This is a genomic window from Serinicoccus shuyuelongi, assembly GCF_045032955.1.
GTDB lineage: Bacteria > Actinomycetota > Actinomycetes > Actinomycetales > Dermatophilaceae > Ornithinicoccus.
In genome coordinates this window covers 51,460-71,257 of sequence record NZ_JBJFZU010000014.1, presented here as the reverse complement: position 1 = coordinate 71,257, position 19,798 = coordinate 51,460, and the positions used below count along the sequence as shown (strand labels likewise).

At 72.4% G+C, this 19,798-nt stretch carries 18 protein-coding genes and 1 pseudogene; 7 read left to right on the top strand and 12 right to left on the bottom strand.

Annotated features, from left to right (window positions below; translation table 11 throughout):
* Both ACI3EY_RS15630 and ACI3EY_RS15625 read right to left on the bottom strand, forming a co-directional pair.
* Positions 1-414 (bottom strand): annotated as a pseudogene (locus tag ACI3EY_RS15630) (Fe-S cluster assembly protein SufB); the annotation flags it as partial.
* A 1-nt stretch (position 415) separates the two neighbouring features.
* Positions 416-1,255 carry a helix-turn-helix transcriptional regulator gene (locus ACI3EY_RS15625; RefSeq protein ID WP_405041036.1) on the bottom strand — a complete coding sequence of 280 codons (840 nt, stop codon included), beginning with the start codon at positions 1,253-1,255 and terminating at the stop codon, positions 416-418.
* 222 nt (positions 1,256-1,477) lie between these two features.
* Here ACI3EY_RS15625 and ACI3EY_RS15620 point away from each other — a divergent pair, with 222 nt between their 5' ends.
* Together ACI3EY_RS15620 and ACI3EY_RS15615 are read left to right on the top strand one after the other, a co-directional pair.
* On the top strand, positions 1,478-2,170 hold the full coding sequence (locus ACI3EY_RS15620) for an ABC transporter ATP-binding protein (protein ID WP_405041039.1): 693 nt from the start codon (positions 1,478-1,480) through the stop codon (positions 2,168-2,170).
* Positions 2,167-2,940, top strand: a complete 774-nt coding sequence (locus tag ACI3EY_RS15615) for an ABC transporter permease (protein WP_405041035.1) — start codon at positions 2,167-2,169, stop codon at positions 2,938-2,940. The genes ACI3EY_RS15620 and ACI3EY_RS15615 overlap by 4 nt, the downstream gene beginning before the upstream one ends.
* On the opposite strand, the gene ACI3EY_RS15610 is transcribed toward ACI3EY_RS15615, so the two are convergent.
* Positions 2,878-3,951, bottom strand: a complete 1,074-nt coding sequence (locus tag ACI3EY_RS15610) for a COX15/CtaA family protein (RefSeq protein WP_405041034.1) — start codon at positions 3,949-3,951, stop codon at positions 2,878-2,880. The two genes, ACI3EY_RS15615 and ACI3EY_RS15610, sit on opposite strands and share 63 nt — an antisense overlap.
* Positions 3,948-4,889, bottom strand: coding sequence for a heme o synthase (locus tag ACI3EY_RS15605; RefSeq protein ID WP_405041033.1), 942 nt, complete (start codon positions 4,887-4,889; stop codon positions 3,948-3,950). The genes ACI3EY_RS15610 and ACI3EY_RS15605 overlap by 4 nt, the downstream gene beginning before the upstream one ends.
* A gap of 207 nt (positions 4,890-5,096) precedes the next feature.
* Between ACI3EY_RS15605 and tkt the strand changes: the two genes are divergently transcribed.
* Genes tkt through ACI3EY_RS15580 form a run of 5 tightly spaced genes read left to right on the top strand, consistent with a single transcriptional unit; the run spans position 5,097 to position 12,776 of the window.
* Positions 5,097-7,295, top strand: coding sequence for a transketolase (gene tkt, locus ACI3EY_RS15600; protein WP_405037336.1), 2,199 nt, complete (start codon positions 5,097-5,099; stop codon positions 7,293-7,295).
* A 42-nt stretch (positions 7,296-7,337) separates the two neighbouring features.
* Complete coding sequence (gene tal, locus ACI3EY_RS15595; protein WP_405037337.1) at positions 7,338-8,471, top strand: transaldolase; 1,134 nt, start codon at positions 7,338-7,340, stop codon at positions 8,469-8,471.
* Positions 8,468-10,105: a glucose-6-phosphate isomerase gene (locus ACI3EY_RS15590; protein WP_405037338.1), complete on the top strand. Its 1,638-nt coding sequence runs from the start codon at positions 8,468-8,470 to the stop codon at positions 10,103-10,105. Before tal ends, ACI3EY_RS15590 begins: the two co-directional genes overlap by 4 nt.
* Entirely contained in the window at positions 10,102-11,655 is a 1,554-nt protein-coding gene (gene zwf, locus ACI3EY_RS15585; protein ID WP_405037339.1) for a glucose-6-phosphate dehydrogenase, read from the top strand. The genes ACI3EY_RS15590 and zwf overlap by 4 nt, the downstream gene beginning before the upstream one ends.
* A complete protein-coding gene (locus ACI3EY_RS15580; RefSeq protein WP_405037340.1) occupies positions 11,652-12,776 on the top strand; it encodes a glucose-6-phosphate dehydrogenase assembly protein OpcA in 1,125 nt (374 codons plus the stop codon). Before zwf ends, ACI3EY_RS15580 begins: the two co-directional genes overlap by 4 nt.
* A 34-nt stretch (positions 12,777-12,810) precedes the next feature.
* Here ACI3EY_RS15580 and ACI3EY_RS15575 read toward each other — a convergent pair whose 3' ends face one another.
* From ACI3EY_RS15575 to rapZ, 8 genes are all read right to left on the bottom strand, one after another.
* Positions 12,811-13,170, bottom strand: a complete 360-nt coding sequence (locus tag ACI3EY_RS15575) for an RNA polymerase-binding protein RbpA (RefSeq protein WP_405037341.1) — start codon at positions 13,168-13,170, stop codon at positions 12,811-12,813.
* 82 nt (positions 13,171-13,252) lie between these two features.
* A complete protein-coding gene (gene secG / locus ACI3EY_RS15570) occupies positions 13,253-13,495 on the bottom strand; it encodes a preprotein translocase subunit SecG (protein WP_405037342.1) in 243 nt (80 codons plus the stop codon).
* A gap of 107 nt (positions 13,496-13,602) precedes the next feature.
* Positions 13,603-14,412 carry a triose-phosphate isomerase gene (gene tpiA / locus ACI3EY_RS15565; RefSeq protein ID WP_405041032.1) on the bottom strand — a complete coding sequence of 270 codons (810 nt, stop codon included), beginning with the start codon at positions 14,410-14,412 and terminating at the stop codon, positions 13,603-13,605.
* Positions 14,409-15,632, bottom strand: a complete 1,224-nt coding sequence (locus ACI3EY_RS15560) for a phosphoglycerate kinase (protein ID WP_405041031.1) — start codon at positions 15,630-15,632, stop codon at positions 14,409-14,411. The genes tpiA and ACI3EY_RS15560 overlap by 4 nt, the downstream gene beginning before the upstream one ends.
* Positions 15,632-16,636 (bottom strand): type I glyceraldehyde-3-phosphate dehydrogenase, encoded by a 1,005-nt coding sequence (gene gap, locus ACI3EY_RS15555; RefSeq protein WP_405037345.1) that lies wholly within the window; start codon positions 16,634-16,636, stop codon positions 15,632-15,634. Before gap ends, ACI3EY_RS15560 begins: the two co-directional genes overlap by 1 nt.
* 123 nt (positions 16,637-16,759) lie before the next feature.
* Positions 16,760-17,740, bottom strand: coding sequence for a DNA-binding protein WhiA (gene whiA, locus ACI3EY_RS15550; protein WP_405037346.1), 981 nt, complete (start codon positions 17,738-17,740; stop codon positions 16,760-16,762).
* A 92-nt stretch (positions 17,741-17,832) separates the two neighbouring features.
* Entirely contained in the window at positions 17,833-18,801 is a 969-nt protein-coding gene (locus ACI3EY_RS15545) for a gluconeogenesis factor YvcK family protein (RefSeq protein ID WP_405041030.1), read from the bottom strand.
* Positions 18,798-19,754 carry an RNase adapter RapZ gene (gene rapZ / locus ACI3EY_RS15540; protein WP_405041029.1) on the bottom strand — a complete coding sequence of 319 codons (957 nt, stop codon included), beginning with the start codon at positions 19,752-19,754 and terminating at the stop codon, positions 18,798-18,800. Before rapZ ends, ACI3EY_RS15545 begins: the two co-directional genes overlap by 4 nt.
* Positions 19,755-19,798 lie beyond the last annotated feature (44 nt).

The following is a 19,798-nucleotide window of genomic DNA, read 5'->3' as shown; positions in this document are numbered from 1 at the left end:
GTGGTAGACGACCTCGGACTCGTACTGCGCGGCGACACCGGCGACCAGGCGCTGCTTCTCCGCCTCGGGGATGCCGAGCCGGTCGTAGGTGTTCTTGATGTCCTCGGGCAGGTCGTCCCAGGAGGTGGCCTGCTTCTCGGTGGACTTCACGAAGTACTTGATGTTGTCGAAGTCGATGTCGGAGAGGTCGGCGCCCCAGTGCGGCATCGGCTTCTTGCCGAAGAGGCGCAGGGCCTTCAGGCGCTGCTCCAGCATCCACGGCTGCTCGTCCTTGCGTCCGGAGATGTCGCGGACGACCTCCTCGGAGAGACCGCGCTTGGCCGACGCTCCGGCGTCGTCCTTGTCGGCCCAGCCGTACTCGTAGTTGCCCAGATCCTTCAGGCCTGGGTTGAGCTCCTCGATGTTGGTGCTCATCTCACGTCCTCTCGTCGGCGTGGTGCTCTGTGGGGTCGGTGGTGGCTCTGGCACGAGGGCCGGGCGCGGTGTCGCGCCCACCCTCGGGCGAAGTCCTCTTCAGGACGAACGGTGGCGCACTGGCTCTTTCTTCCGCGCTGGGCGGACCGGATCCCAGGGCGCCCGTCGGGACGAAGGTCGTGCACACGTGCTCGCCGCCGGCCAAGGTGGCCAACCGCTGCACATGGACCCCCAGGATCCTGGCGAACGCCTTGGTCTCGGCGTCGCAGAACTGGGGGAACTCGATGGCCACCTCGCGCACCGGGCAGTGGCCCTGGCACAGCTGGAGCCCGGCGAGCCCGGTCCCCTGCCCCACCGGGCGGGCGCTCGCGGCATACCCCTCGGTGGACAGGGCTCGGGCCAGGGCGGCGGTGCGGGTCTCCAGGTCGTCGGAGCCCGCGTCGGCGACCGCGGCGCTCACGGAGGCCTGCAGGCGCTCCTCGAGCTCGCGGATCTGCGCCTCGGCGAAACCCTCGACGGCGGCGGGCCCGGCCTGGTCGGCCAGGTAGTGCAGGGCGGCGTTCGCGACACCGTCGTAGCTGGTGCGGAACTGCTCCTGGCCCAGCGCGGTGAGGACGTAGGCGCGGGCCGGTCGGCCGCGGGTCCGCTTGCCCGGGCGGGGCCCGTCGTGCTCGGCGATCAGGCCGGCTTCCTCGAGCGCGTCGAGGTGACGGCGCACGGCGGCCGGGGTGAGGCCCAGGGCGGTGGCCAGCACGCTGGCCGTCACCGGTGCCTGCTCCCCCACGGCGCGACGCACGCGGTCCCGGGTGCGGGACTCGTCGTGGACATCAGCCAAATTCACTATGCCAGTGTGACCTATTGCGCTGACCAGCGCCAAGGTAGGCGACCCTCACCTCCCCCTCCCCCGCACCGGGCGTCTCCTCGTGCCACTCCGAGCGTCCCGTCCTGCCGGTCCGAGCGTCCCGTCGTGCCGGTCCGGACGCCTGGGACGGCCTCCCGGGAGCAGTCCGTACACTGCACGCTCGTGACGTCCTCCCTCCCCGACCCCGAGGTCGCCCTGGAGATGACCGGTGTCACCCGCCGGTTCGGGCAGACCGAGGCGCTGCGGGGGCTGACCTGGTCGGCCCGTACCGGAGAGGTCACCTGCGTGCTCGGCCCCAACGGCGCCGGCAAGACGACGGCCGTCGAGATCGCGACCGGCCTCCAGCACCGCGACGCGGGCACGGTATGCGTGCTCGGCACCGATCCGTGGCGTGCCGGCGCTGAGCACCGGTCCCGGGTGGGTGTGATGCTCCAGGACGGCGGGCTGCCGCAGGCCGTCACGCCGCGCGCGCTGCTGCGTCACCTGGCCAGGCTCTGGACCGGACCGGCCGACGTGGACGCGCTGTGCAGCCGGCTCGGCATCGACGACTTCGCCGGCACCAGCCTGCGGCGTCTGTCCGGAGGCCAGCGCCAGCGGGTCGCGCTGGCTGCTGCCCTGGTCGGCCGTCCGCGGGTCGTCTTCCTCGACGAGCCGACCGCCGGCCTGGACCCGCACGCCCGCCGGGTGGTGCACGCGCTGGTGGCCGAGCACGCCGCCGCCGGGACCGCCATGGTCGTCACCACCCACTCCTTCGACGAGGCCGAGCGACTGGCTGACCGCGTCGTCGTCATCGCCCGGGGACGGGTGGTCGCCGACGGCACCGTCGCCGAGGTGGCCGGTGACCGCGGACTCGAGGACACCTACTTCGCCCTCACCGACGGGGCGGACGCATGAGCGGGCCGGGCCCCGGTCCCGCGGCCGCCTCCCCCACCACCCGGGTGCTCGCCCAGGCCCGTTTCGAGGCGGTCGGCCTGCTGCGGCACGGCGAGCAGCTGCTGGTCTCCATGGTGCTGCCGATCATCGCGCTGGTGTCCCTGGCGCTGGTCCCCTACCCGGAGCTCGCCGTCGGCCCCTGGGCCGGCGCCGCGCGCATCGACGTGCTGACCCCCGGCGTGCTGGCCCTCGCTGTGCTGTCCACCGCGTTCACCGGTCAGGCGATCCTGCTCGGCTTCGAACGGCGCTGGGGGGTGCTGCGGCTGCTCGGCACCACCCCGCTGGGCCGGGGTGGGCTGCTGCTGGCCAAGGGGCTGTCCGTCCTGGTCGTGCTGCTGGTCCAGCTGTTGGTGATCGGCGCCGTCGCCGTGGCGCTGGGGTGGCGTCCCGAGCTGCTCGGTGCGGCCCCCGCCCTGCTGGCGCTCCTCCTGGGTGCCGGGGCGTTCGCCGCCCTGGCGGCTTGTCTGGGCGGCTCGCTGCGCGCCGAGGCGGTGCTCGCCCTCGCCAACCTGGTCTGGGTGCTGCTCGCAGTGGGCGGTGGCCTCCTGGTCCCCACCCAGTCGCTGCCCGGCGGCCAGCTGCTGAGCCTGCTGCCCTCCGCCGCGTTGGCCGACGCGCTGCGCTCCGCGCTCGTGCTCGGTGCCTGGGACGGGCGCGCCCTGCTGGTGCTACTGGCGTGGGTGGTGCTCGCCGGCGCCGCTGCCCGCCGGCTGCTGCGCTGGTCCGACTGAGCCTTCCTCGTCAGACGCGGCGACCCCCTCGAACCCGTCAGACCCTGCGGCGCGCCCCGTCACGGACGCGGCCGAGACGGCATACATCTTCTCCACCGTCATCGCGGTGACTGCGCTGAGCGCTGCCGCACCGACCAGGTGCACGGCGACCGCCACCACCGGCAGACCGGTGAAGTACTGGTAGTAGCCCACCGCCCCCTGCACGAGCAGCAGGCCGAGCAGGACCCCGAGCAGCACCCGGACCGGGCGGGGCCACGGGGTCCGCACCGCCAGCCCCAGCGCCACCACGGTGCCGATCACCAGGAGGTAGACGGGGACCACGTGGGCGCGGGTGACCCAGTACGCGTCGAAGGTGTGCCGCGCCACCTCCCCGGAGTCCCCCGAGTGCGGTCCGGTCCCGGTGACCAGGGTGCCGAGGTAGACCACCAGGAACGCCGAGACGGCGAGCAGGGCACCCAGAACACGGACGGTCCCCCGTGCGGCCCCGACCTGGCCCGGTCGTTCGCTGTGCGCGGCCGCCGCCAGCGAGGCCCGGCGCGACCGGTTCACCAGGATCGCCCCCAGCGCGATCAGCACCGAGGACACCATGAAGTGGATGCCCACGACCCACGGGTTCAGCCCGGTGCGCACGGTGATCCCGCCCAGCACCGCCTGGACCGGTATGCCGAGCCCCATCACCAGCGTGATCGTGAACAGGTCACGGTGCCGGTCGCGCAGGCGCACCGCGGCCAGGAACGTCAGCACGGCGACCGCCGCGAGGACGAAGGTCAGCAGCCGGTTGCCGAACTCGATGTAGCCGTGGATCCCCATCTCCGGGGTGTTGGTCCACGAGGCGTCGGTGCACCGTGGCCAGGTCGGGCACCCGAGGCCGCTGCCGGTCAGCCGCACCAGCCCACCGGTCAGCACGAGCAGCGCGTTCGCCAGCATCGAGGCCCAGGCCAGGGCACGCAGCCACGCCCCGGGGACCCGGGGCAGCAGCGTGCCGACCACGGCCGCGCGTCTGTCCCTCATCGCAGCGGGAAGAACAGCAGCGGGTCGACAGCCACCCCGAGGAAGAGCAGGGTGAGGTAGCTGATCGAGTAGTGGAAGAGGCGCATCGCACCGAGTGCCGTACCGGTGACCCCGTCGCGGGCGCGGGCGTGCAGCCGGTGCGCCTCCACCAGGAAGAGCGCCCCCGACACCACGGCCACGACGGTGTAGACCCAGCCCATCGGTGCCACCGGGACGAGCACCAGCGAGATGAGCACGGTCACCCAGGTGTAGGCGACGACCTGCCGGCCGACGGCCACGTCCTTGGCCACCACCGGGAGCATCGGCACCCCGGCGGCCGCGTAGTCCTCCTTGAACCGCATGGACAGCGGCCAGTAGTGCGGCGGTGTCCAGAAGAAGACGACCAGGAAGAGGATGACCGCGGCCCAGGACAGGCTGTCCGTCACCGCGGACCACCCGATCAGGACCGGCATGCACCCGGCGACGCCGCCCCAGACGATGTTCTGGCTGGTCCGTCGCTTGAGCAGGATCGTGTAGAAGACCACGTAGAGGGCGATCGCGCCCAGGGCCAGCCAGGCCGAGAGCCAGTTGACCACCAGACCCAGCCAGAGCACCGCGGCGACGCCGAGCACGGCACCGAAGACCAGGGCCGCCCGCGGGCTGATCGCCCCGGTCACCAGCGGCCGGTTCGAGGTGCGGTGCATCCGCGCGTCGATGTCGCGGTCCAGGTAGCAGTTCAGGACGTTCGCCGAGGCCGCCGCCAAGGTGCCACCCACCAGGGTCGTGGCGATCAGCCACACCGGTGGCACCCCGCGCTCGGCGAGGAACATCACCGGGAAGGTGGTGACCAGCAGCAGCTCGATGATGCGCGGTTTCGTCAGCGCGACATAGTTCGCCAGCGTGCGTCGCCAGCCCGGCCTCTGCCGGGAGGTCCCGGCGGGGGATTCGGTCGTCGTCACAGGGGCCTTAGGACGTGGGTGCAGGAATCAGGGACAGCCGTCCCGACGTTCCCCTCATCGTATCCCGTCCGTCCTCCGGCCCTGCACGGTGTCGCAACCAGAGATAGGGTCGTTCGCGACGTAGGAGAACACCTGGCCCGGCGCCTCCGGGCGACCCGCAGGCCCCACCCGTATGCGCCTGTTCCCCGATCTCGAGGAGACGACATCGTGACCGACACCTTCCCCCTCACCTCCCGCCGCGACGCCCAGCTGGCCCGGCCCACGGTCGCCCAGACCGGCTGGACCGACGAGGACGTCCGCGCCGTCGACACCGCCCGCCTGCTGGCCGCCGACGCGGTGGAGAAGTGCGGGAGCGGTCACCCCGGCACCGCGATGAGCCTGGCCCCGCTGGCCTACCTGCTCTACCAGAACGTGATGGTGCACGACCCGTCCGACCCGCACTGGTTGGGCCGGGACCGCTTCGTGCTGTCCGCGGGTCACTCCTGCCTGACCCAGTACGTGCAGCTCTACCTCTCCGGCTACGGCCTGGAGCTGGAGGACCTGCGCCAGCTGCGCACCTGGGGCTCCGCCACCCCAGGGCACCCCGAGGTGCACCACACCACCGGCGTCGAGATGACCACCGGCCCGCTCGGGTCCGGTCTCGCCTCCGCCGTGGGTATGGCCATGGCGCAGCGTCGCCAGCGTGGGCTGCTCGACCCCGAGGCCCCCGCCGGTGAGTCCCCCTTCGACCACCAGATCTTCGTCATCGCCTCCGACGGCGACATCATGGAGGGCGTCACCTCCGAGGCCTGCTCCCTCGCCGGGCACCAGGAGCTGTCCAACCTCACGGTCATCTACGACCAGAACTTCATCTCCATCGAGGACGACACCGACATCTCCTTCAGCGAGGACGTGGCCAAGCGCTACGAGGCGTACGGCTGGGCGACCGAGGTCGTCGACTGGCGGGCCACCGACCCCTACACGGAGAACATCGACGAGCTGTATGCCGCGCTGCAGGCCGCGCGGGCACGCACCGACCGTCCCACCCTGGTGCTGCTGCGCACCATCATCGCCTGGCCGGCCCCCGAGGCCCGGGACACCGGCGCCTCGCACGGCTCCGCGCTCGGTGCCGAGGAGATCTCGGCCACCAAGTCGCTGCTCGGCTTCGACGCGCGGCGCACCTTCGAGGTCGAGGACGAGGTGCTGCGGCACGCCCGCAAGGTGGGCGACCGAGGCGCCGAGGCGCACGCGGCCTGGGAGCCCCGCTACCAGGCCTGGCGCGAGGCCAACCCGGAGCGCGCGCAGCTGCTCGACCGGCTGCGCAACCGTGAGCTCCCCGAGGGCCTCGACGCCGCCATCCCGAGCTTCCCCGCCGACGAGAAGGGGATGGCGACCCGCAAGGCCTCCGGTGAGGTGCTCAACGCGCTCGCCGGCGTGATGCCGGAGCTGTGGGGCGGCTCCGCCGACCTGGCGGGGTCCAACAACACGACGATGTCGAACGTCCCCTCGTTCGTGCCCAGCGGCAAGTCCACCGAGATGTTCCCCGGTGACGAGTACGGCCGCACCCTGCACTTCGGGATCCGGGAGAACGCGATGGGGATGATCCTCAACGGGATCACCCTGGAGGGCCTGACCCGCGCCTACGGCGGCACCTTCCTCACCTTCTCCGACTACATGCGACCCTCGCTGCGGCTGGCCGCGATCCAGCAGGCCAACCCGGTCTACGTCTGGACGCACGACAGCATCGGCCTCGGCGAGGACGGCCCGACCCACCAGCCGATCGAGCACCTGGCGGCGCTGCGCGCCATCCCGGGCCTCGACGTCATCCGCCCCGCCGACGCCAACGAGACCGCGGTGGCGTGGCGCACGGTGCTCGGCATCACCGACCACCCGGCGGCGCTGGTGCTGAGCCGGCAGAACCTGCCGGTCTTCGACCGGGACCGGATGGCCCCGGCCGAGGGCACCGCGCGGGGCGGCTACGTGCTGCTCGAGGCCGAGGGCGGCACCCCGGACGTGATCCTCGTGGGCACCGGTTCCGAGGTGCAGCTGGCCGTCCAGGCGCGCGAGCAGCTGGAGGCCGAGGGCATCCATGCCCGGGTCGTCTCGATGCCGTGCCGCGAGTGGTTCAGCACCCAGGACCGGGCATACCGCGAAGAGGTGCTGCCGCCCACCGTCCGGGCCCGGGTCAGCGTCGAGGCCGCGGTCGCCCAGGGCTGGCGCGAGGTCGTCGGTGACGCCGGTCGCCTCGTCAGCCTGGAGCACTACGGCGCCTCCGCCGACTACCAGACCCTGTACCGCGAGTTCGGCATCACCGCCGAGGCGGTCGCCGCGGCGGCCCGCGACTCGATCGACGACGCCGCCGGCACGCCGATCCCCGGCGGCGCCGAGGTGCCCGACGACGGAGGGTCCGAGGCCCCCGGCGCCTGAGAGCACCACCCACCGACCCTCACCACAGACCCAAGGAGCGCGATGACCGACACCGCCCGCACCACCCTGCACGACCTCGACGACGCCGGGGTATCCGTCTGGCTGGACGACCTGAACCGCCCGATGATCACCTCCGGCGACCTGCAGTCCTACGTGGACCGTGGGGTCCTCGGGGTCACCACCAACCCCACCATCTTCGCGGCCGCGCTGGCCGAGGGTGAGGCCTACACCGACCAGGTCCGCGAGCTCGCCGCCGAGGGCACCGAGGTGGACGAGACCGTCTTCGCGCTCACCACCGAGGACGTCCGCAACGCCTGCGACGTGCTGATGCCCGTCTACGAGCGGACCGGCGGCCAGGACGGCCGGGTGTCCATCGAGGTGGACCCGGGTGCGGCCAAGGACAGCGACCGCACGGTGGAGATCGCACAGCGCCTGTGGTCGACGATCGACCGCCCGAACCTGCTGGTCAAGATCCCGGCCACGGTCGAGGGGCTGCCCGCCATCTCCCAGGCCCTGGCGCACGGGATCAGCGTCAATGTGACGCTCATCTTCTCGCTGGACCGCTACCGCGGGGTGATGAACGCCTACCTCACCGGCCTCGAGCAGGCTCGTGAGCACGGCGTGGACCTGTCCACGATCCGTTCCGTGGCCAGCTTCTTCGTGTCCCGCGTGGACGGCGAGATCGACGGCCGGCTGGAGAAGATCGGCACCGACGAGGCGCTGGCGCTGCGCGGCAAGGCCGGTCTGGCCAACGCGCGGCTGGCGTACCAGGCCTTCGAGGAGGTCTTCTCGACCCCACGCTGGCAGAACCTCAAGGACGACGGGGCCACCCTGCAGCGGCCGCTGTGGGCCTCCACCGGGGTGAAGAACCCCGACTACCCGGACACCCTCTACGTCACCGAGCTGGTGGCCCCCCACACGGTGAACACCATGCCCGGCAAGACCCTGGAGGCCACGGCCGACCACGGCGAGCTGCGTGGCGACACCATCACCGCCGGGTATGCCGAGGCGCAGCAGGTGCTGGACGACCTGGAGCGCCTCGGTGTCTCCTACACCGAGGTCGTCGACCAGCTCGAGGCCGAGGGCGTGCAGAAGTTCGAGGCCTCCTGGGCCGAGCTGCTGGAGACCGTCCAGGGCGAGCTGGACAAGGCCGGCGAGGGGAAGGCTCAGGCATGAGCAGCCTGTCCGTCCGCGCGACCGGCGCGGCGGCCGACGCCCTGGAGCGGCACCTGCCGGCTCTGGTCAAGGAGTCCTTCGCGTCCCGGCTGTTCGACCGCGACGCCACCCTGTGGGGTCCCGAGGCGGAGTCGGAGGCGTCGATCCGGCTCTCCTGGGTCGGGCTGCACCGCTCCTCCCGGCCGCTGGTCGGGGAGATCGAGGCCCTGCGTGAGGAGCTGCGGGAGCGCGGCGTCACCCGGATCGTGCTCTGCGGCATGGGTGGCTCGTCGCTGGCCCCTGAGGTCATCACGGCCACCGCGGGCGTGCCGCTCGTGGTGCTGGACAGCTCCGACCCGGACATGGTCCGGGACGCGCTGCGCGAGGACCTGCCGGGGACGGCGGTCGTCGTGTCCTCCAAGTCCGGGTCCACGCTGGAGACGGACAGCCAGCGTCGGGCCTTCGTGCAGGCGTTCACCGACGCCGGGATCGACCCCACCGAGCGCGTCGTGATCGTCACCGACCCCGGCAGCCCGCTGGAGGAGCAGTCCAGCGCGGACGGCTACCGGGTCGTCGCCGCCGACCCCGAGGTCGGCGGCCGCTACTCAGCCCTCACCGCCTTCGGTCTGGTGCCCTCCGGCCTGGCCGGGGTGGACATCGGCGCGCTGCTCGACGAGGTCGAGGTGGTCGCCGACCTGCTGGCCGCCGACGACGAGGCCAACCCGGGGCTCCGGCTGGGCGCGGCCCTGGCCGGCACCGAGCCGCTGCGGGACAAGCTGCTGCTCACCGACGCCGGCTCCGGGATCGTCGGGCTCGGCGACTGGGCCGAGCAGCTCATCGCCGAGTCCACCGGCAAGCAGGGCACCGGTGTGCTCCCGGTGGTCACCCCGGCCGGCCAGTCCCCCACCGACGGCATCGCCGACACCGGCGACTGCACCGTGGTGCTGCTGACCCCTGAGGACGCCGACGAGAGCGACACCGGACCGGCCACCGGCGAGGGATCGACGGTGGAGGTGGCGGGTTCGCTCGGCGCCCAGCTGCTGCTCTGGGAGGTCGCCACGGCGGTCGCCGGTCGGCTGCTCGGGATCAACCCCTTCGACCAGCCCGATGTGGAGAGCGCCAAGAACGCCGCCCGCGAGATCATGGACTCGGGTGCGGACGCGGACGACGACCCGCTGCTCACCGACGGGGCCGTGCAGGTCCGCACCGGTGGCGGGGCCTGGCTGCCCGCGGGCACCGACACCCTGGCCGGCGCGGTCTCCGCGCTCCTGGACCAGCTGGACCCGGGGGCGGGCTACCTCGCCGTGATGGTCTACCTGGACCGGGTCGAGCACGCCTCGCTCGCCACCGTGCAGGGTGACCTGGTGCACCGGACCGGGCGTCCGGTCACCTTCGGCTGGGGGCCGCGGTTCCTGCACTCGACGGGGCAGTACCACAAGGGCGGCCCCGCCCAGGGCGTCTACCTGCAGGTCACCGGCACCCCCGGGCAGGACCTGCCGGTGCCGGGCAAGGACTTCACCTTCGGTGAGTTCATCGCCGCCCAGGCGGCGGGTGATGCCGCGGTGCTGGCCGAGCACGACCGGCCGGTGCTGCGTCTGCACCTCACCGACCAGGGCGCCGGCCTCAGCCAGCTGCGCGACGTGCTGGCCCCGTGACCGGCCGCTCCCCCGCACCGGTCACCGCCGAGCACAACCCGCTGCGCGACCCGGACGACAAGCGGCTGCCCCGCATCGCCGGCCCGTGCAGCATGGTGATGTTCGGTGTCACCGGCGACCTGGCCCGCAAGAAGCTGATGCCGGCGATCTACGACCTGGCCAACCGTGGGCTGCTGCCCCCCGGCTTCTCGCTGGTGGGCTTCGCCCGCCGCGACTGGGCGGACCAGGACTTCGCGGCCGTGGTGCACGACTCGGTACGCACCCACGCGCGCACCGAGTTCCGCGAGGAGGTGTGGCGCTCCCTGGCGGAGGGCTTCCGCTTCGTGCCCGGCGCCTTCGACGACCCGGACGCCTTCGAGCTGCTGGCCCGCACCGTGCGTCAGCTGGACGAGGAGCGGGGCACCGGCGGGAACCACGCGTTCTACCTGTCCATCCCGCCGTCCTGGTTCGCCCCGGTCTGCACCCAGCTGCAGCGTTCCGGCCTGTCCGACCCCCTGCCGGGGACCTGGCGCCGGGTGGTCATCGAGAAGCCCTTCGGGCACGACCTGGAGAGCGCCCAGGAGCTGAACGAGATCGTGGAAGGCGTGTTCCCCCCGGACTCGGTCTTCCGGATCGACCACTACCTGGGCAAGGAGACGGTGCAGAACATCCTCGCGCTGCGCTTCGCCAACCAGCTCTTCGAGCCGGTCTGGAACGCCAACTACGTCGACCACGTGCAGATCACCATGTCCGAGGACATCGGGATCGGTGGGCGGGCCGGCTACTACGACGAGGTCGGCGCCGCCCGCGACGTCATCCAGAACCACCTCCTCCAGCTGCTCGCGCTCACCGCGATGGAGGAGCCGGTCTCCTTCACCGCGGACGCGGTCCGGGCGGAGAAGGAGAAGGTGCTGGCGGCGGTCAGCCTTCCGGAGGACCTGGACAGCGCCACCGCCCGCGGCCGGTACTCCGCCGGCTGGCAGGGCACCGACGAGGTCGGCGGCTACCTGCAGGAGGACGGGGTCGACCCGGACCGCGGCACTGAGACGTATGCCGCGCTCCGGCTGGACGTGCGCACCCGCCGCTGGGCGGGGGTCCCGTTCTACCTGCGCACCGGGAAGCGGCTGGGCAAGCGGGTCACCGAGATCGCCGTGGTCTTCCGGAAGGCACCGCACCTGCCGTTCAGCTCCACGTCCACCGAGGAGCTCGGCGCGAACGCCGTGGTGATCCGGGTCCAACCGGACGAGGGCGTCACCATGCGGTTCGGCTCCAAGGTGCCGGGCAGCCAGATGGAGGTCCGGGACGTCTCGATGGACTTCGGCTACGGCTCCTCGTTCACCGAGGAGAGCCCGGAGGCCTACGAGCGGCTGATCCTGGACGTCCTGCTCGGTGAGCCGCCGCTCTTCCCGCGGCACGCCGAGGTCGAGCAGTCCTGGCGCATCCTTGACCCCGTCATCGAACGGTGGGCCCGCGGGCGCACCCCGCCCGAGGACTACCCGGCCGGGTCCTGGGGCCCGCCGGGCGCGGACGAGCTGATGCGCCGTGACGGACGAGAGTGGAGGCTGCCGTGATCGTCGATCTGCCCAGCTGTTCGGCGGCCGACGTCGCCAAGACCCTGGTCCGGCTCCGCAACGAGGTGGGGGCCATGGCGATGGGCCGGGTCCTCACCCTGGTCGTGGTCGTCGACGAGCAGGGCGCGGACGAGGCCGTCGAGATCGCCGGGGAGGCGACCCGCCAGCACCCGGCCCGCATCCTCGTCGTGGTCTCCGCCAACGCCCGCGGAAGCGGCCGCCTGGACGCCCAGATCCGGGTGGGCGGGGACGCCGGTGCCTCCGAGATCGTCGTGCTCCGCCTCTACGGTGCCCTCACCCGGCACGGCGACGCGGTCGTCACCCCGTTGCTGCTCCCCGACTCACCGGTCGTGGCCTGGTGGCCCGGCGCGGCCGTCGCGGACGTGGCCCGCTCGGCCCTGGGCCGGATGGCGCACCGCAGGATCACCGACGCCACCACCGGAGCCAAGGCGGCGACCGAGCTGCGTCGGCGTGCCAAGCACTACGAGCCCGGGGACACCGACCTCACCTGGACCCGGATCACCCGGTGGCGGGCCCTGTTGGCCGCCTCGCTGGAGACCGAGCCCTTCGAGCCGGTGCAGCGCGTGGTCGTCGCCGGGGAGGCGGAGAGCCCGAGCTGCGACCTGCTCGCCGGGTGGCTCGCCCAGGCGTTGCGCTGTCCCGTGCAGCGGGTGCGCACGCCCGCAGGGAGCGGCCTGCAGAGCGTGCGGATGGACCGCGCCTCCGGCCCGATCGACCTGGTCCACAGCACGGACGGGTCGGACACCGCGACCCTGTCGGTGGTGGACAGCCAGCCCCGGCTGGTGGCGCTGCACAGCCCCACCGCCTCCGGTGCCCTCGCGGCGGAGCTGCGACGCCTGGACGCCGACGAGATCTACGCCCGTGCGCTGTGCGAGGGCCTGCCCCAGGTGCAGCGCGGCGGGACCCGTTCGGAGGCCGTCCGCGCGGGTGCCAGCCCGGCCGGGCCGGCCCCCATCGACGACGCGGACCGTCGCAGCGTGAGCAGCTCGGCACTGGCCGGCGCCGAGCCCGGATCCCCGGACCGACGGGACGGGGACGCCGTCGAGCGGGCGGTCCAGGAGGGCCTGGACGAGAGCGGACAGCAGCCCGACGAGCGCTAGCTGACCGGCGGCACCGTGCGCGGCGGGGACCGGCCTAGGAGGCCGGCCCGCCGTGGCCGCGGTCCCGCAGCCGCTCCAGCGCCTCGTCCAGGAGCGCGGCGCCGTCCTGGTCGCTGCGGCGTTCCTTCACGTACGCCAGGTGCGTCTTGTACGGCTCGATCCGCGGGGCCTCGGGCGGGGCGGTACGGTCCTGGCCGGCGGGCAGCCCGCAGCGCGGGCAGTCCCAGGTGTCCGGGACGCTGATCTCCCCGTCGGTGGCGAAGCTGGGTCGGGTCTCGTGGTCGTGGGCGCACCAGTAGCTGACGACGATGCGCGGTGCGGACTGCCCGCGCTCGCTCTCGCCCATCGGGCCGGAGCCCACACGGGACCCCCGGATCGCGTTGGTGTTGACCATGGTGGGTCCTCTTCTCGGCCGGTGCACAGGGTGAGGGTCACCCTACTCCTCACCCGACGTCAGGACCGGGAGCCCGCCCGGGTCAGCCGAAGCGGATCAGCAGGCCGAGGCCGACCACGACCGACACCCAGATGAGTGCCATCGCCACGGTGACCCTGTTCAGGTTGCGCTCGGCGACCGAGCTGCCCCCCAGGCTGCTGCTCATCCCCCCGCCGAACATGTCCGACATACCCCCGCCGCGACCCTTGTGCATGAGGATCAACATCACCAAGAAGCAGCTGGTGATCACCAGCAGAGCATCCAGGAACCAGCGGACGTACTCCACGTGGGCACACCTTGTCGTCGATCGGTCGCGGTCTGATGCCCCGGAAGCCGTGGGGCCCGGGGCATCAGACAGCCTAACTCAGGTGCTGCGGTGAGCCGAACAGTGACTCACCCGGTGCCACCGGCGTGCTGCTGATAGCGGCAGATCGACGCGAAGTCCTCGACCGAGAGCGACGCCCCACCGACCAGGGCGCCGTCGACGTCCGGCCGGGCCATGATCTCGGCGACGTTCCCCGGCTTGACCGAGCCGCCGTAGAGCACCCGCACCGCGTCCGCGACATCCTGGCCGACGAGCTCGGCGACCGTGCCGCGCACGGCGGCGCATACCTCCTGCGCGTCGTCCGGGGTGGCGACCTCACCGGTGCCGATCGCCCAGACCGGCTCGTAGGCGATGACGACCCGGGACACCTGGTCGCCCTCGAGCCCGGCCAGCGCGGCTCGCAGCTGGGCGACCACGTGCTCGACCTGTGCACCGGCCTGGCGCACGTCCAGCGGCTCGCCCACGCACAGGATCGGGGCCAGCCCGTGCCGGAGCGCGGCGCGCACCTTGGCGGCGACCGTCTCGTCACCCTCCTGGTGGTGCTCCCGCCGTTCGCTGTGCCCCACCGCCACGTAGCTGCAGCCGAGCTTGGCCAGGAAGGCACCAGAGATTTCCCCGGTGTAGGCGCCCTCGTCGTGCTCGCTGAGGTCCTGCGCGCCGTAGCCCAGGGTGAGCGTGTCCCCCTGCACGAGCGTCTGGACCGAGCGCAGGTCCGTGAACGGGGGCAGCACCACCACCTCCACCGCGGCGTGGTCGTGCTTGGCGTCACGCAGCGTCCAGTCCAGCTTCTGCACCAGGTGGGTCGCCTGCAGGTGGTCCAGGTTCATCTTCCAGTTGCCCGCCATCAGCGGGGTCCGGGTCCGTGCTCGTGCGCTCATGCTCGCTCCTCCAGGACCTGCAACCCGGGGAGCTCCTTGCCCTCCAGGTACTCCAGGCTGGCCCCACCGCCGGTGGAGATGTGCCCGAAGTCGTCGTCCGCGTGCCCGAACTCCCGGACCGCGGCAGCGGAGTCGCCCCCGCCCACGACGGTCATCGCGCCGTCCCGAGTGCGCTCCACCAGGCACCGGGCGACCGCCCGGGTGCCGCTGGCATAGGGCGCCATCTCGAAGGCGCCCATCGGGCCGTTCCAGAAGATGGTACGTGCGTCGGCGAGGGCACGGGCGAAGACCTCCTCGGACTCGGGCCCGATGTCGAGCCCCATCCGGTCCGCCGGTATGGCGTCGGCCGCGACCACCTCGTGCGCCGCGTCGGCGCTGAAGGAGTCGGCGACCACGATGTCGGTGGGCAGCACGATCTCCACCCCCCGCTCGGCCGCCGTCTCGAGGTACCCACGGACGGTGTCCACCTGGTCCTCCTCGAGCAGGCTGGTCCCGACCTCGTGGCCCTGGGCCTTGAGGAAGGTGAAGACCATGCCGCCACCGACGAGCACGCGGTCGGCGACCGTGATGAGGGACTCGATGACGCCCAGCTTGTCGCTCACCTTGGCACCGCCGAGGATGACCGCGTACGGGCGCTGCGGGTCCTCCCGCAGCCGGCGCATCACCTCGACCTCGGATCGGACGAGCTCGCCCGCCGCGTGCGGCAGCAGGCGGGCCACGTCGTAGACGGAGGCCTGCGCCCGGTGCACGACGCCGAAGCCGTCGGAGACGAAGGCGTCGGCCAGGTCGGCCAGGGCATGGGCGAAGTCGGCCCGCTCCTCGTCCGCCTTCGCGGTCTCCCCCGGGTTGAAGCGGAGGTTCTCGAGCACCAGCACGTCGCCGTCGGCGAGCGCCGCGACGGCCGCCGCGGCACGCGCGCCCACCGTCTCCTCGACGAAGGTGACGCTGGTCCCGTCCCCCACCAGCTCGCCGAGGCGGCGGGCGACCGGAGCCAGGGAGTACTTCGCCTCGGGCGCGCCCTTGGGCCGTCCCAGGTGGGCGCAGACCACGACCCGGGCACCTGCCTCGGTGAGGTGGGTGATGGTCGGGACGGACGCCCGCACCCGACCGTCGTCGGTGATGGTGGAACCGTCCAGCGGGACGTTCAGGTCGCTGCGGACCAGGACGGTCCGACCGGCCAGCCCGCCCAGCTCCTGGCTCAGCTTGTCGATCGTGCGCATCAGAGCTTGCTGCCCACCAGGGCCACGAGGTCCACCAGACGGTTGGAGTAGCCCCACTCGTTGTCGTACCAGCCGACGACCTTGACCTGGTCGCCGATCACCTTGGTCAGACCGGAGTCGAAGATGCAGGAGGCGGGGTCGGTCTCGATGTCCTTGGACACGATCGGGTCCTCGGTGTAGCTGAGGATGCCCTTGAGCTCGCCCTCGGCGGCCTTCTTGACGGCGGCGTTCACCTCGTCCACGGTCACCTCGCGACCGGCCTGGAAGGTGAGGTCGGTGGCCGAGCCGGTGGGGACCGGGACGCGCAGCGCATACCCGTCGAAGCGGCCCTTGAGCTCGGGCAGCACCAGGGCCACGGCCTGCGCGGCCCCCGTCTTGGTGGGCACGATGTTGAGGGCGGCGGCGCGGGCGCGGCGCAGGTCGGAGTGCGGCCCGTCCTGCAGGTTCTGGTCCGCGGTGTACGCGTGGATCGTGGTCATCAGACCCTTGACGATGCCGAACTCCTCGTGCAGCACCTTGGCCATCGGGGCCAGGCAGTTCGTGGTGCAGCTGGCGTTGGAGATGATGGTGTGCGCGGCCGGGTCGTAGTCCTTCTCGTTGACGCCCATCACGACGGTGATGTCCTCGTTCTTCGCGGGCGCGGAGATGATGACCTTCTTGGCTCCGGCGTCCACGTGCGCCTTGGCCTTGGTGGCGTCGGTGAAGATGCCGGTGGACTCCACGACGACGTCGACGCCCAGGTCCCCCCAGGGCAGCGCGGAGGGGTCACGCTCGGCGAACGCCTTGAAGGACTTCCCGTCGATGCTGATCTCGTCCTCGGTGCTGGTGACCTCGCCGTCCAGGCGGCCCAGGATCGAGTCGTACTTCAGCAGGTGGGCCAGGGTCGCGTTGTCGGTGAGGTCGTTGACCCCGACCACCTCGATGTCGGCGCCGGAGGCCTGGACGGCCCGCATGAAGTTGCGGCCGATGCGGCCGAAGCCGTTGATACCTACGCGAACGGTCATGGGTGGAAACCTTCCTCGTTGAGTGGCTGCGGCGCACAGGTGCCGCACGTGCAGACGCCGTCGTCCTGCGACCAACCTAGCCGCATCCCGGGGGCGCTCACCACACCGGTGGTTGACGCTGCGTCAGTCATCCAGCATGTCGGGCGTGAGGTTCGCCTCGGTGCCCTCGATCCCCAGCTCCTCGGCCTTCTTGTCGGCCATCGCGAGCAGCCGTCGGATGCGACCGGCCACGGCGTCCTTGGTCATCGGGGGGTCGGCCAGCTGGCCGAGCTCCTCCAGGCTGGCCTGCTTGTGCTCCAGCCGCAGGGCGCCCGCCACCCGGAGGTGCTCGGGGACGTCCTCGGCGAGGATCTCCAGCGCCCGGTCGACGCGGGCGCCGGCGGCCACCGCGGCCCGCGCGGAGCGACGCAGGTTGGCGTCGTCGAAGTTCGCCAGCCGGTTGGCGGTGGCGCGCACCTCGCGCCGCATCCGGCGCTCCTCCCAGGTGAGGACCGCGTCGTGCGCACCGAGCCGGGTCAGCATGGCCCCGATCGCGTCCCCGTCACGGATCACCACCCGGTCCACACCGCGCACCTCGCGTGCCTTGGCCTGGATGCCCAGCCGGCGGGCGGCGCCGACCAGGGCGAGCGCGGCCTCGGGTCCGGGGCAGGTCACCTCCAGGGCCGAGGAGCGCCCGGGCTCGGTGATCGAGCCGTGAGCGAGGAAGGCCCCGCGCCAGGCCGCCTCGGCGTCGCACACCCCGGCCCCCACGACCCGGGGCGGCAGACCGCGCACCGGTCGGCCGCGGTGGTCGATGAGACCGGTCTGGCGGGCCAGGGACTCGCCGTCGGAGGTGGCCCGGACCACGTACCGGGTCTGCTTGCGCAGCCCGCCGGGGCTCATCACGACCATCTCGCTGCTGGAGCCGTAGACCTCGGCCATGAAGGTGCGCAGCCGGCGCGCGCTCTGCGCGGTGTCCAGCTCGGCCTCGATGACGATCCGTCCGCCGACGATGTGCAGGCCCCCCGCGAAGCGCAGCATCGTCGAGACCTCGGCCTTGCGGCAGCACATCCGGCTCAGCGGCAACCTGCTGAGCTCGTCCTTGACCTTGGCCGTCATCGCCACAGCGCTGATCCTCCTCGTCCGTTCGGCGGGCGCGGGCTGAGCCGACTGCCCGATCGCCCCCGGCAGGCTACCCCGCCGTGGGTCGCTCCCACTCACACGACGTCCCCGCTCATCAGGTCACGGTAGGCCGCCGCCAGCCGGAGCGTGTCATGCACACCGGGCCGGGACAGCTTGCCGACGGTGGTCAGCACCAGGCGCCCACCGACCTGCGCGACCGCCGCCTCAAGGGCTGCCCGCTCGTCCGGGGTGGTGACCACGTGCGGGTCCGCGATGACGTGGTCGAAGGTCAGACCGGGGGCGTGCGCGGAGATCGCGGCGACGTGCTCGGCCACCGTGTAGCCGGAGGTCTCGTCGTCGTTGAGGCTCACGTTGAGGGTGAGGATGCGCCGGGCCGGGGTGTCGCACAGGGCCTGGCGCAGCTCGGGCACCAGAAGGTGCGGCATCACCGAGGTGAACCAGGACCCGGGACCGAGCACGACGAAGTCGGCCAGCTTGATCGACTCGAGCGCCTCCGGGCAGGCGCGCGGCTCCTCGGGGATGAGCCGTGCCGTGCGCACCTTGCCGGGGTGCCCCGCCACCCGGGACTGGCCCCGCACGATCGCCAGCTCGGGGTCAGCCTCCCCGGTCTCGTCGACGGCTTCCAGCTGCGCCTCGATGTCGAGCGGCTCCAACGCCATCGGCAGCACCCTGCCCCGGGTGTTCAGCAACCGTCCGACCAGGTCCAGACCACGCACCTGCTCCTGGGGGCGCAGGTCCCACAGGGCCATGATGAGCAGGTTGCCCAGGGCGTGCCCGGACAGCTCGCCGGTGCCGCGGAAGCGGTGCTGCAGGACCGAGGACCACTGGTGGCCCCAGGCGGTGTCCTCGCACAGGGCGGCCAGCGCCATCCGCAGGTCGCCGGGCGGAAGGATGTCGAACTCCTGGCGCAGCCGCCCGCTGGACCCGCCGTCGTCGGCGACGGTGACGACCGCCGTGATCGCCTCGGTGACGTGCCGCAGCGCCTGCAGCGAGGCGGAGAGCCCATGCCCTCCGCCCAGCGCGACGACCCGGGGGCCCTTCACTCGCGCCCCAGGTCGCGGTGGAAGGCGGACAGCTGCACGCCCACCTCCGACAGGTCGGCCAGGCGCCGGACGAGGTCGTCGGTGCTGGCCACCGAGCGGTGCTTGCCGCCGGTGCAGCCGATCGCCACCGTCACGTACCGCCGGCCCTCGGCCAGGTAGCCGCGGACCGAGGTGCGCAGCAGCTGCTCGGCGTGCTCGATGTAGGCCTGGGCGAGCTCGTGGCCGAGGACGAAGTCCCGGACCGCCTCGTCCTTGCCGCTGAACGCGCGCAGCTCCGGCACCCAGTACGGGTTGGGCAGGAAGCGCAGGTCCAGCACCACGTCGGCGTCCAACGGGATGCCGTACTTGAACCCGAAGGCCATCACCGCCATCCGCAGCCGGACGCCGGTCCGCACGTCCAGCAGGTCGTCGACCTTCGCGGACAGCTCGTGCACGTTGTAGTTCGTGGTGTCGATCACCAGGTCGGAGCTCGAGCGCAGGTCGCCCAGCATCCTGCGCTCCCGACGGATGCCGTCCAGCAGCAGGCCCTCCCCCTGCAGCGGGTGCGGGCGTCGGACCGCTTCGAACCTGCGCACCAGCGCCTCGTCCGAGGAGTCCACGAAGACCACCCGGGGACGCCAGCCCCGCTCCTGCAACCCGGTCAGGGCGACGCCCAGCTCGGTGGTGAAGTCACGGCTGCGCACGTCCACCACGACCGCCAGCCGCTGACGCTGCGGGTCGTCCGCGGTGGCCTCCGCCAGGTGCACGATCATCGCGGGCGGGAGGTTGTCGACGACGTACCAGCCGCGGTCCTCCAGCACGTCGGCCGCGGTCGTCCTCCCGGCACCCGACATCCCGGTCAGGATGACCAGGTCAGGGCGTCGGGGGGTCTCGGCGGGTTCCACGGGTTCTGCGGGCGCCTCGGCGGGGACAGGTGACTGCTTCTCGCCCAGGTCGGATCGGGGTACCGTCACGGTCGGCCTCCTCGGTCGGTCGGGCGGGCGCCCCGGCGGTGCGC